Origin of the sequence: Janthinobacterium sp. LS2A (assembly GCF_036543145.1) — a bacterium.
GTDB classification, from domain to species: Bacteria; Pseudomonadota; Gammaproteobacteria; order Burkholderiales; family Burkholderiaceae_D; genus Janthinobacterium; species Janthinobacterium aestuarii.
In genome coordinates this window covers 1-12,492 of record NZ_JAZHPB010000016.1, presented here as the reverse complement: position 1 = coordinate 12,492, position 12,492 = coordinate 1, and the positions used below count along the sequence as shown (strand labels likewise).

Genomic DNA, 12,492 nt, shown 5'->3' with positions numbered 1-12,492 from the left:
CCGAAGGTGCCGTTTTGTCAGCTAGCAGCGCAGATTACGCTTCGTCGCCGTGGTGTTGCTGGGTCTCGATATCCTGCAATGCTTCTGCAGCTTCGCCAGCCATCGAGGCTTTCTCGGCCAGCAGCAGCGCTTGACGCTCTTCCACTTCCCACGCTTCTTTCTCTTTGCGTGCGCGGTGGAAGGCCAGGCCCGTACCGCCAGGAATCAGACGGCCGACGATGACGTTCTCTTTCAGGCCGCGCAGACCATCGCGCTTGCCCATGATCGCCGCTTCGGTCAGCACGCGGGTGGTTTCCTGGAACGATGCGGCCGAGATGAACGAATCGGTCGACAGCGATGCCTTGGTAATACCCAGCAAGACGTTTTCGTAGGTCGCTGGAATCTTGTTCTCAACGGCCATGCGATCGTTCTCGTCCAGCAGTTCCGAACGCTCTACCTGCTCGCCAACGATGTAGTTGGTGTCGCCGGCATTGACGATCTGAACACGGCGCAGCATCTGACGCACGATCACTTCGATGTGCTTGTCATTGATCTTCACGCCTTGCAGACGGTACACGTCTTGCACTTCGTCAACGATGTAACGTGCCAGCGCTTCGATACCCAGCAGGCGCAGGATGTCTTGAGGATCGGCCGGGCCGTCCACGATCATCTCGCCCTTGTTCACGACTTGGCCGTCATGCACCAGCACTTGTTTGTCCTTGGTGATCAAGAACTCATGCTTGTTGCCGTCCATGTCCGTGATTTCCAGACGCTGCTTGCCCTTGGTTTCTTTACCGAACGCAACCGTACCCGTGACTTCCGCCAGCATACCGGCATCTTTCGGCGAGCGCGCTTCGAACAGTTCCGCAACGCGTGGCAGACCACCGGTAATATCGCGCGTTTTTTGCGATTCGGTAGGAATACGTGCCAGCACTTCACCAACCGATACCTGTTGACCGTCCTTGACCATGATCAGCGCGCCGACCTGGAAGCCGATCGCCACCGAGTGTTCGGTGCCGGCGATCTTGACTTCTTCGTTCGCGTCGTTGATCAGCTTGACTTGCGGACGCAACGTTTTCGTCAACGAACCGCGACGTTTCGCATCGATCGCCACCAGGGTGGACAGACCGGTCACTTCGTCGACCTGACGGGCCACGGTGACGCCTTCTTCGACGTTCTCGAAACGCACTTGACCGGCGTATTCGGTAATGATCGGACGGGTCAGCGGATCCCACGTTGCCAGGGCCGTACCGGCCTTGATGACCATGCCGTCCTTGACGATCAGGGTCGCACCGTACGGTACTTTATGACGCTCACGCTCACGGCCATGGTCGTCGGTAATCAGCACTTCACCGGAACGGGAAATGACGATTTGCGCGCCCTTGCCGTTCGTCACGTAACGCATGGTTGCCGTGAAGCGGATGGTACCGTTCGACTTGGCTTCCACCGACGATGCCACTGCCGCACGCGATGCCGCACCACCAATGTGGAACGTACGCATGGTCAGCTGGGTACCCGGCTCACCAATCGACTGCGCTGCCACCACACCGACGGCTTCGCCGGCGTTGACCAGCATGCCGCGGCCCAGGTCGCGGCCATAGCACTTGGCGCACAGGCCGAAGCGCGTGTCGCAAGTCAGTGGCGTGCGAACCTTGACTTCATCGATGGACAGACGCTCGATCTCTTCGACCATGTCTTCGTCCATCAAGGTGCCGGCTTCGTACAGCGTTTCCTGGGTTTCAGGATTGACGACGTCATGCACCACCACGCGGCCGAGGATACGGTCACGCAACGGTTCGATGACTTCACCACCTTCGACCAGTGCCTTCATGACGGCGCCGTTCATGGTGCCGCAATCATCTTCGATCACCACCAAGTCTTGCGTCACGTCAACCAGACGACGCGTCAGGTAACCGGAGTTAGCCGTTTTCAGCGCCGTATCGGCCAGACCTTTACGAGCGCCGTGGGTCGAAATGAAGTACTGCAAAACGTTCAGACCTTCGCGGAAGTTCGCGGTAATCGGCGTTTCGATAATCGAGCCATCCGGTTTGGCCATCAGACCACGCATACCGGCCAACTGGCGAATCTGGGCTGCGGAACCGCGCGCGCCGGAGTCGGCCATCATGTAAATGGCGTTGAACGATTCTTGCGTCGACTTGGTGCCGTCGCGGCGGATCACGTCTTCGACTTTGAGCTGGTCCATCATGGCCTTGCCGACTTCATCCGAGGTTTTGCCCCAGATATCGACTACCTTGTTATAACGCTCGCCGGCGGTCACGAGACCCGAGGCGTATTGCTGTTCGATCTGCTTGACTTCCGATTCGGCCGTCGCGATCAGGGTGACTTTTTGCGGCGGTACCAGCATGTCGTCGACGCAGATCGAGATACCGGCGCGTGTCGCCAGGCGGAAACCCGATTGCATCAGTTTGTCTGCGAACACCACGGTGGCGCGCAGGCCGCACTTGCGGAACGACGTGTTGATCAGCTTGGAAATTTCTTTCTTTTTCAGCGCGCGGTTCAGGACGGAGAACGGCAGGCCTTTCGGCAGAATTTCCGACAGGATCGCACGGCCGATCGTCGTTTCGTAACGCGTTACCGTTTTCTCGAATTCGCCCGTTTCGGCGTTTTTCGGGTATTCGGTAATACGCACGGTGACGCGGGTCGTCAGTTCGACTTCCTTGTTGTCGTAGGCGCGGATCACTTCCGACACGTCAGGGAACATCATCCCTTCGTTCTTCGCATTGATCGCTTCGCGGGTCGCGTAGTACAGACCCAGCACGATATCCTGGGAAGGAACGATCGATGGTTCGCCGTTCGACGGGAACAGGATGTTGTTCGATGCCAGCATCAGGGTGCGTGCTTCCATCTGCGCTTCGATCGACAGAGGAACGTGGACCGCCATTTGGTCACCGTCAAAGTCGGCGTTGAATGCGGCGCAGACGAGCGGGTGCAGCTGGATGGCCTTGCCTTCAATCAGGACTGGCTCGAACGCCTGGATACCAAGACGGTGCAGCGTCGGTGCGCGGTTCAACATGATCGGATGTTCACGGATCACGTCTTCCAGGATGTCCCACACGACCGGCTCTTGAATCTCGACCAGCTTTTTAGCGGCCTTGATCGTGGTAGCCAGACCCATCAGTTCCAGTTTATTGAAAATGAATGGCTTGAACAGTTCCAGCGCCATCAGTTTCGGCAAGCCGCACTGATGCAGTTTCAATTGCGGGCCCACGACGATGACCGAACGACCGGAGTAATCGACGCGTTTGCCCAGCAAGTTTTGACGGAAACGGCCGCCCTTGCCCTTGATCATCTCGGCCAAGGACTTCAGCGGACGCTTGTTGGCGCCGGTCATCGCTTTGCCGCGACGGCCGTTGTCCAGCAGCGAATCGACCGCTTCTTGCAGCATGCGCTTTTCGTTGCGCGTGATGATCTCTGGAGCACGCAGCTCCATCAGGCGTTTCAGACGGTTGTTACGGTTGATGACGCGGCGATACAGATCGTTCAGATCCGAGGTCGCGAAACGGCCACCATCCAGCGGTACCAGCGGACGCAGTTCCGGCGGCAGCACTGGCAGCACTTCCATGATCATCCAGTCAGGCTTGATGCCCGAACGTTGGAACGCTTCCAGCACTTTCAGGCGCTTCGCGTATTTCTTGATCTTGGCTTCGGATTTCGATTCCTTCAGTTCCACGCGCAGGGTTTCGGCATCGCGGTGGATGTCGATCGAGCGCAGCAGTTCACGGATACCTTCGGCGCCCATGAAGGCGGTGAAGTCGTCGCCGTACTCTTCGTACTTGGCGGCGTAGTCGTCTTCCGACATGATCTGGCACTTTTTCAGCGGGGTCATGCCTGGATCGGTCACGACGTATGCTTCAAAGTACAGCACGCGTTCGATGTCCCGCAGGGTCATGTCCAGGACCATGCCCAGACGCGACGGCAGCGATTTCAGGAACCAGATGTGCGCGGTCGGCGAGGCCAGCTCGATGTGGCCCATGCGCTCGCGGCGCACTTTGGCCAGGGTGACTTCGACGCCGCACTTTTCGCAGATCACGCCGCGGTGTTTCAGGCGCTTGTACTTGCCGCACAGGCATTCGTAATCCTTGATCGGGCCAAAGATCTTGGCGCAGAACAGGCCGTCGCGCTCAGGCTTGAAGGTACGGTAGTTGATGGTTTCCGGCTTCTTGACTTCGCCGTAGGACCACGAACGGATTTTCTCAGGCGAAGCGAGACCGATCTTGATTGCATCGAAGGTCTCGTTGGTCTGTACTTGCTTGAATAGATCGAGCAGTGCTTTCATGTATCACTCCAGAGGTGATTAAATTTCTATATTCCTGAGACTACATTGCCCGGCGTGGTTTCCCAGCCGGGCTTTGTGTTTCCCAAACCAAATGACAGGGTGCTGTCGTTTAGTTGCGTTCGAGGTCGATATCGATACCCAGCGAACGGATTTCCTTGACCAGCACGTTGAACGATTCCGGCATGCCGGCGTCGATCACGTGGTCGCCCTTGACGAGGTTCTCGTACACTTTGGTACGGCCATTCACGTCATCGGACTTGACGGTCAACATCTCTTGCAAGACATACGACGCGCCATACGCTTCCAGTGCCCAGACTTCCATCTCACCGAAACGCTGACCACCGAACTGGGCTTTACCGCCCAGTGGCTGTTGCGTCACCAGCGAGTAAGGACCGGTCGAACGCGCATGCATCTTGTCATCGACCAAGTGATGCAGTTTCAGCATGTGCATGACGCCGACAGTGACCTTGCGCTCGAACGCTTCACCGGTGCGACCGTCATACATGGTCACCTGGTTTTTCGAAGCGGTCATGCCCAGGTTCTTGGCGATGTCGTCCGGATACGCCAGGTCCAGCATGCGGCGGATCTCTTCTTCATTGGCGCCGTCGAACACTGGCGTGGCGAATGGAACACCTTTTTTCAGGTTTTCCGCCAGCTTCATGATCTCTTCGTCGTCGAAGTCGTTCAGATCTTCCGCGCGGCCGTTGTCGTTGTAGATCGTCGTCAGGTACTTGCGCACTTGCTCGACCTTGGTTTGCGCCTTCAGCATTTCGCCGATGCGGATACCCAGACCCTTGGCAGCCCAGCCCAAGTGCGTCTCGAGAATCTGACCAACGTTCATCCGCGAAGGAACGCCCAGCGGATTCAGCACAACGTCGGCTGGCGTGCCGTCGGCCATGTATGGCATGTCTTCCACAGGAACAATACGGGAAACCACACCCTTGTTACCGTGGCGACCTGCCATCTTGTCGCCCGACTGCAGGCGGCGTTTCACGGCCAGGTACACCTTGACCATTTTTTGCACGCCTGGTTGCAGCTCATCGCCTTGCGTCAGTTTCTTGCGCTTCTCTTCGAAGGCCAGATCGAACTGGTGACGCTTCTCGTTGATCGATTCCTTGATCGCTTCCAGCGCTACCGCTGCATCGTCGTCCGCAGGGCGGATGTCGAACCAGTGGTATTTGTCCAGATCGGCCAGGTAGTCCTTGGTGATCTTGGCGCCTTTGGCCAGCTTTTTAGGGCCGCCGTTGACAACTTTGCCGATCAGCATTTTTTCCAGACGCTGGAAGGCATCGCCTTCAACGATACGCATCTGGTCGTTCAGATCCAGACGGAAGCGTTTCAGTTCGTCATCGATAATTTGCTGGGCGCGTTTGTCGCGCACAATGCCTTCACGGGTGAAGACTTGCACGTCGATCACGGTACCGATCATGCCCGAAGGCACGCGCAGCGACGTATCTTTCACGTCCGAAGCTTTTTCGCCGAAAATCGCGCGCAGCAGCTTCTCTTCCGGGGTCAGCTGGGTTTCGCCCTTCGGCGTCACTTTACCAACCAGGGTGTCGCCGGCCTGGACTTCAGCGCCGATGTAGACGATACCGGACTCATCCAGACGTGCCAGCTGATTTTCAGCCAGGTTCGAGATGTCGCGCGTAATTTCTTCCGCGCCCAGTTTCGTGTCACGGGCAACAACCGACAACTCTTCGATGTGAATCGAGGTGTAGCGGTCGTCCTTGACGACGTTTTCCGAGATCAGGATCGAATCTTCGAAGTTCAGACCATTCCATGGCATGAAGGCCACGGTCATGTTCTGGCCCAGTGCCAATTCACCCAGGTCGGTCGATGCGCCATCGGCGATCACGTCGCGCTTGGCAACACGGTCGCCCACTTGCACGATAGGACGCTGGTTGATGTTGGTGTTCTGGTTCGAACGGGTGTACTTGATCAGGTTGTAGATGTCGACGCCCACTTCACCAGCGGTCGCTTCGTCATCGTTGACGCGAATCACGACACGGCCCGCATCGATGTAATCGACGATACCGCCACGCAGCGCTTGCACGGTGGTGCCCGAGTCGACCGCAACGGTGCGTTCGATACCGGTACCGACCAGCGCTTTTTCCGGACGCAAGCAAGGCACAGCCTGGCGTTGCATGTTGGCGCCCATCAATGCACGGTTCGCATCATCGTGTTCGAGGAACGGAATCAGCGAGGCAGCGACGGAAACGATCTGGCCTGGGGCAACGTCCATGTACTGGATGCGCTCCGGGGAGACCAGGATGGTTTCGCCAGCTTCACGGGCCGAGACCAGTTCATCGGACAGCATGCCGGCGTCGTTGATGGTCGCATTCGCCTGAGCGATGATGTAGCGGCCTTCTTCGATGGCGGACAGGTAGTCGATCTGATCGGTAATCTTGGAACCTTCGACCTTGCGGTACGGGGTTTCCAGGAAGCCGTATTCATTCAGGCGGGCATACAACGCCAGCGAGTTGATCAGACCAATGTTCGGACCTTCCGGTGTCTCGATCGGGCAGACGCGGCCGTAGTGGGTCGGATGCACGTCGCGCACTTCAAAGCCGGCGCGTTCGCGTGTCAGACCGCCGGGTCCCAGAGCCGATACGCGGCGCTTGTGGGTAATTTCCGACAGAGGATTGGTTTGGTCCATGAACTGCGACAGCTGGGACGAACCGAAGAACTCGCGAATCGCAGCCGAAATCGGCTTCGAGTTGATCAGGTCGTGCGGCATCAGGTTGTCCGCTTCGGCTTGGCCGAGGCGTTCCTTGACGGCGCGCTCAACACGCACCAGGCCGGCGCGGAATTGATTCTCGGCCAGTTCGCCCACGCAACGTACGCGACGGTTACCCAGGTGATCGATATCGTCGACTTCGCCGCGGCCATTGCGCAGTTCCACGAGGATCTTGATCACGGCCAGCACGTCTTCGTTCGACAGGGTCATGGCGCCGGTCAGTTCATCGCGGCCAATGCGGCGGTTGAACTTCATGCGGCCCACGGCCGACAGGTCGTAGCGGTCCGAGTTGTAGAACAGGCCATTGAACAGCGCTTCAACGGAGTCTTCCGTTGGCGGCTCGCCTGGACGCATCATGCGGTAGATCGCCACTTTCGCGGCCATCTGGTCGGCGGTGTCGTCGATACGCAGGGTTTGCGAGATGTAGGCGCCCTGATCCAGGTCGTTCGTGTACAAGGTCTGGATTTCGGAAATGTTGGCATCGCGCAGGCGGCCCAACAGATCTTCGGTCAGCTCATCGTTCGCGGAAGCGACGACTTCACCGGTGTCGCCATCGACGATGTTCTTCGCCAATACGCGGCCCAGCAGGTAGTCTTCCGGTACGGAAATGTGCTTGATGCCGGCAGCTTCGATATCACGCACGTGTTTCGCGTTGATACGCTTGTCTTTCAGCACCAGGGTCTTGCCCGACTTGTCGACGATGTCGAAACGCGCCACTTCGCCGCGCAGACGTTCGGCGACGAATTCCATTTCCGCGCCTTCGGAGCGCAGGTTGAAATTGTCGAAGACAAAGAAATTGGCCAGGATTTGCTCATGCGACATGCCGATGGCTTTGAGCAGGATCGTTACTGGCATCTTGCGGCGGCGGTCGACGCGGAAGAACAGGATGTCTTTCGGGTCGAACTCGAAGTCCAGCCACGAACCGCGGTAAGGAATGATACGCGCGGAGAACAGCAGTTTGCCGGACGAGTGGGTCTTGCCGCGGTCATGCTCGAAGAACACGCCAGGCGAACGGTGCAGCTGGGAAACGATAACCCGCTCCGTGCCATTGATCACGAACGAACCAGTGGTCGTCATGAGCGGCAATTCGCCCATGTAGACTTCCTGTTCCTTCATCTCTTTGACGACGGGCTTGGTTGGCGATTCCTTGTCCAGGATCACCAGACGCACTTTCGCGCGCAGCGGCGACGCGAACGTCAAGCCACGTTGTTGACATTCTTTGACGTCAAAGGCAGGATCGCCGAGAACGTACGACAAGAATTCGAGACGCGCAAAACCATTGTGCGACACGATAGGGAAAATCGAAGTGAAAGCCGACTGCAGGCCATCATTCTTGCGGCCGGACGGTGCTATGTCCTCTTGCAAGAAGCTATGATAAGACTCGAGCTGGGTCGCCAGCAGGAACGGAACGTGGTGAACGTTGGCGCGCTTCGCGAATGATTTGCGAATGCGTTTCTTCTCAGTAAATGAGTAGTGCATGGACACTCCGTGAGTGACAGAAAGGATAGAAAATTCAGGTTTTGCAAGTGTTCGTTTGCACCGCTGCGTGTGACACAGACGAAACCTCAAGGCTCTGCTTTCCGGCTTGAATCGAATAAAAACTGCTGCTACAACTACATGACAAATACGATGCAGACGACAAAGGAGCCAAAGTCGGATTTCCCCCCTTGCGAGGGGAAACCTCAGACTTTGACTCGGGCGCTAACTGCCGCCGGTACAGATATTACTTGATCGAAGCGGTTGCGCCGGCTTCTACCAGTTTCTTCTGTGCTGCTTCAGCGTCAGCTTTCGACACTGCTTCTTTCACAGTTTTTGGTGCGCCATCGACCAGGTCTTTAGCTTCTTTCAAGCCCAGGCCGGTGATTTCGCGAACTGCTTTAATAACGCCAACTTTGTTTGCGCCGAAGGTGTCAAGGATGACGTTGAATTCGGTTTGTTCTTCAGCAGCTGCTGCTGGGCCTGCTGCAGGACCGGCCGAAGCCATAGCTGCTGCGGACACGCCGAATTTTTCTTCGAATGCTTTAACCAGGTCGTTCAGGTCCATTACGGACATGGCGCTAACTGCTTCCAGGATATCGTCTTTGCTAATTGCCATTTTGAAACTCCTAAATTTATTACGTTAGTTACATCAGATTGGTACTGAGAGAAAAAAGCGCGCGCAATTAAGCGGCTGCTGGGGCTTCTTCTGCTGCTGCTTCTGCAGGAGCTTCGGCGCCTTCGCCTTTTTTCGCTGCCAGGGCAGCCAGACCACGTGCAAAGCCCGAAACCGGAGCCAGCATAACGCCCAACAACTGCGAAATGAGGACTTCACGGCTAGGAATGCTCGCCAACGCGGTGACAGCAGCTGTATCCAGCGGCTTGCCTGCGTAGTTACCTGCTTTGATGACCAGTTTGTCGTTGGTTTTAGCGAAGTCAGCGATGACTTTAGCTGCTGCAACGGCATCGGCCGAGATCGAGTAGATCAACGGGCCGGTCATGGCATCTGCCAGGCTGGCGAATGCGGTACCTTCAACGGAGCGACGAGCCAGAGTGTTTTTCAACACACGCAGGTACACGCCTTGGGCACGCGCTTTAGCACGCAGTTGCGTCAAGTGACCAACCTGGATGCCACGATATTCGGCCACGACGATCGTTTGCGCATTTGCTACTTGTGCGGAAACTTCGGCGACGACGGCCTTTTTGTCATTCAGATTGAGACTCACGGTCAACCTCCTTAAATGATGTTCGGCAATCACAACCGAGTGGTTGAGCGCCTTGCATCGGTTCGAACACGGCGTCCGAAGTCAAGAAGTACTAAACTGAGCGGATGAATTCACGCAGCATGAGGACTACAAAACTTGTTCGGGTACACCATCTGCGTTGGGCACTTGCCGTTGCCGGCAAGCCTATTAACCTTCTGCATGTGCGATCGCAGTCGGCCCAACGGTCTTTGATTGTCTGCCTGCCTGGTGCGAACACCGGGCAGACAGCCCAAAGATGCGCCCGCAGCGCCCGAAGGCGCTACAGGACTTGATTCTGTTACTTAAGCTGCCAGGCTAGCCTGGTCAACACGGACGCCAGCGCCCATGGTCGACGACAGCGAAACTTTGCGCAGGTACACGCCTTTGCTCGATGCTGGCTTGGCTTTGTTCAGTGCGTCGATCAGTGCGACCAGATTCGACTTCAGATCTGCGTCAGCGAACGATTTACGGCCGATGGTAGCGTGGATGATACCGGATTTGTCGGTACGGTACTGAACTTGACCGGCTTTCGCGTTTTTCACGGCGGTAGCGACGTCAGGAGTAACAGTGCCAACTTTCGGGTTAGGCATCATGCCGCGTGGGCCCAGGATCTGACCCAGGGTACCAACGATACGCATGGTATCTGGCGAAGCGATAACGATGTCGAAAGGCATGTCGCCAGCTTTGATCTGCTCAGCCAGGTCTTCCATACCAACGATGTCGGCGCCAGCTGCTTTAGCAGCTTCCGCTTTTTCGCCCGACGCGAATACTGCAACGCGTACGGTTTTGCCGGTACCAGCTGGCAGAACGACGGAGCCGCGCACCACTTGGTCGGATTTCTTAGGATCAACGCCCAGTTGTACCGATACGTCGATCGATTCATTGAACTTGGCCGTTGCGCACTCTTTGATCAGAGCGACAGCGTTGTCGAAAGCGTACACTTTGGTACGGTCGACTTTGGCTTTCAAAGCCTTGATACGTTTGGATAACTTAGCCATTATACAACACCTTCCACCGTGATACCAATCGAACGAGCGGAACCAGCGATGGTGCGTACAGCAGCATCCATGTCGGCAGCGGTCAGATCAGGGGTTTTCAATTTAGCGATTTCTTCAGCTTGTGCGCGGGTCAGCGTACCGACTTTGTCGGTATGTGGCTTCGGCGAACCTTTGGTGATCGCAGCAGCTTTTTTGATCAGGTAGGTTGCTGGAGGCGTCTTCATCACGAATGTGAAGGACTTGTCAGCGAACGCGGTGATCACGACTGGAATCGGCATGCCTGGCTCCAGACCTTGGGTCTGTGCATTGAAGGCCTTGCAGAATTCCATGATGTTCAGACCACGTTGACCCAGAGCTGGACCGATTGGTGGGGATGGGTTTGCTTTACCAGCTGGCACTTGCAGCTTGATAAAACCAATGATTTTCTTTGCCATGATGGCTCCTATCTTGGATTGAGTAGTAGCGCCCCGCCGATCCTACCCTGGCGGGGCTCCTCTGACCGGATTTCGCTGAGACCGCTGCGACGCTCCTGGTGGCGCTTGATAATACTTAAACTTTTTCGACCTGGCCGAATTCGAGTTCCACCGGGGTAGCGCGGCCAAAAATCGTGACCGAAACGCGCACTTTGGATTTCTCGTAGTTGACTTCTTCGACATTGCCGTTGAAGTCGGTGAACGGACCATCCTTGATGCGGACTTGCTCGCCCACTTCGTACAAAGTCTTTGGACGGGGCTTTTCAACACCTTCCTGCATCTGCTTCATGATGCCGTCGATTTCGCGCGCGGAGATCGGCGTCGGCTTGTTCGACTTGCCACCAATGAAACCGGTAACCTTGCTGGTGTTCTTGACCAAGTGCCAGCTCTCGTCTGTCATTTCCATTTCAACCAGCACATAGCCAGGATAGAAACGACGTTCGGTAACGGACTTCACACCATTCTTGACTTCGACAACTTCTTCGATCGGCACCAGGATCTGGCCGAACTGGTCTTGCATGCCCGCGCGCTCGATGCGCTCGGTCAGTGCGCGCATGACGCTTTTTTCCATGCCGGAATAAGCATGCACGACATACCAGCGCTTGCTGCTGACTGGCACGCTCAGCGCTGCACCAGTGTCCGCTACCGGAGCGTCGCCCGGAACGGACTCGTCCGCCGCTTCATCATGCACATTTTCGCTCATTATTTTTTCCAACCAAGAATTACGTCATACAACAAAAACTCGAGCAATTTATCCGTGCCCCACAGGAAAATCGCCATGACCAGCACAAAGGCGAACACGATCGCAGTAATCTGCGTGGCTTCTTTGCGGGTAGGCCAAACGACTTTCTTGGTTTCGCGCACAGCTTCTTTGGCGAAATTGAGAAATTCACGGCCGGTCGTCGAGACATACAAGAGCGCAACAGCAATAACCAAACCAGCCACAAGCGCGCTTGCACGCACCAGAGCTGGTTGGCCTGCCAGGTAATAAAACCCGACTACTCCTGCAATCGCAGCCACTATTGCCAGCGCGACTTTTATCTTGTCACTCGACGTGCTAACGGTTTGCACGGATTGATTTGACATTTTTCTACTTTCGGTGCCCTGCACCTTGACGGTGGCAGGGACGGAGGGCATCGAACCCCCAACCTTCGGTTTTGGAGACCGACGCTCTGCCAATTGAGCTACGTCCCTACGTAAAACTTTCGAGGAGTGCTATTCTACCACCCAGGACGCCCCGGGTGGAAGCATAACATTTCCTTATGCGAGGATTTTTGCAACCACGCCG

8 protein-coding genes and 1 tRNA gene are annotated in these 12,492 nt (G+C 56.4%); all 9 read right to left on the bottom strand.

What is annotated here, in order from left to right:
- Positions 1–34: 34 nt before the first annotated feature.
- The 9 genes from rpoC to V3C40_RS27815 all read right to left on the bottom strand — a co-directional run bounded on the left by rpoC (position 35) and on the right by V3C40_RS27815 (position 12,398).
- On the bottom strand, positions 35–4,276 hold the full coding sequence (gene rpoC, locus V3C40_RS27855) for a DNA-directed RNA polymerase subunit beta' (RefSeq protein WP_034753138.1): 4,242 nt from the start codon (positions 4,274–4,276) through the stop codon (positions 35–37).
- 109 nt (positions 4,277–4,385) lie between these two features.
- Positions 4,386–8,492, bottom strand: coding sequence for a DNA-directed RNA polymerase subunit beta (rpoB, locus tag V3C40_RS27850; protein ID WP_034753137.1), 4,107 nt, complete (start codon positions 8,490–8,492; stop codon positions 4,386–4,388).
- A 244-nt stretch (positions 8,493–8,736) separates the two neighbouring features.
- A complete protein-coding gene (gene rplL / locus V3C40_RS27845; protein WP_034753136.1) occupies positions 8,737–9,108 on the bottom strand; it encodes a 50S ribosomal protein L7/L12 in 372 nt (123 codons plus the stop codon).
- Positions 9,109–9,175: 67 nt separating this feature from the next.
- Positions 9,176–9,715: a 50S ribosomal protein L10 gene (gene rplJ, locus V3C40_RS27840; RefSeq protein ID WP_034753621.1), complete on the bottom strand. Its 540-nt coding sequence runs from the start codon at positions 9,713–9,715 to the stop codon at positions 9,176–9,178.
- Between the two features lie 320 nt (positions 9,716–10,035).
- Positions 10,036–10,731 (bottom strand): 50S ribosomal protein L1, encoded by a 696-nt coding sequence (rplA, locus tag V3C40_RS27835; RefSeq protein ID WP_034753134.1) that lies wholly within the window; start codon positions 10,729–10,731, stop codon positions 10,036–10,038.
- The gene (gene rplK, locus V3C40_RS27830) at positions 10,731–11,165 is read right to left on the bottom strand and encodes a 50S ribosomal protein L11 (RefSeq protein WP_034753131.1); all 435 of its coding nucleotides are present in this window, start codon (positions 11,163–11,165) and stop codon (positions 10,731–10,733) included. The genes rplA and rplK overlap by 1 nt, the downstream gene beginning before the upstream one ends.
- A gap of 115 nt (positions 11,166–11,280) precedes the next feature.
- Complete coding sequence (gene nusG / locus V3C40_RS27825; protein WP_034753130.1) at positions 11,281–11,907, bottom strand: transcription termination/antitermination protein NusG; 627 nt, start codon at positions 11,905–11,907, stop codon at positions 11,281–11,283.
- Positions 11,907–12,290, bottom strand: a complete 384-nt coding sequence (secE, locus tag V3C40_RS27820) for a preprotein translocase subunit SecE (RefSeq protein ID WP_010394308.1) — start codon at positions 12,288–12,290, stop codon at positions 11,907–11,909. The genes nusG and secE overlap by 1 nt, the downstream gene beginning before the upstream one ends.
- 32 nt (positions 12,291–12,322) lie before the next feature.
- Positions 12,323–12,398, bottom strand: a tRNA-Trp gene (locus tag V3C40_RS27815).
- Between the last annotated feature and the right edge of the window lie 94 nt (positions 12,399–12,492).

Bases quoted from the DNA above. Each gene is read 5' to 3' on its own strand.
- rpoC (WP_034753138.1), bottom strand. From the start codon at position 4,276: ATGAAAGCACTGCTCGATCTATTCAAGCAAGTACAGACCAACGAGACC.
- nusG (WP_034753130.1), bottom strand. From the start codon at position 11,907: ATGAGCGAAAATGTGCATGATGAAGCGGCGGACGAGTCCGTTCCGGGC.
- rplL (WP_034753136.1), bottom strand. From the start codon at position 9,108: ATGGCAATTAGCAAAGACGATATCCTGGAAGCAGTTAGCGCCATGTCC.
- rplA (WP_034753134.1), bottom strand. From the start codon at position 10,731: ATGGCTAAGTTATCCAAACGTATCAAGGCTTTGAAAGCCAAAGTCGAC.
- secE (WP_010394308.1), bottom strand. From the start codon at position 12,290: ATGTCAAATCAATCCGTGCAAACCGTTAGCACGTCGAGTGACAAGATA.
- rpoB (WP_034753137.1), bottom strand. From the start codon at position 8,492: ATGCACTACTCATTTACTGAGAAGAAACGCATTCGCAAATCATTCGCG.
- rplK (WP_034753131.1), bottom strand. From the start codon at position 11,165: ATGGCAAAGAAAATCATTGGTTTTATCAAGCTGCAAGTGCCAGCTGGT.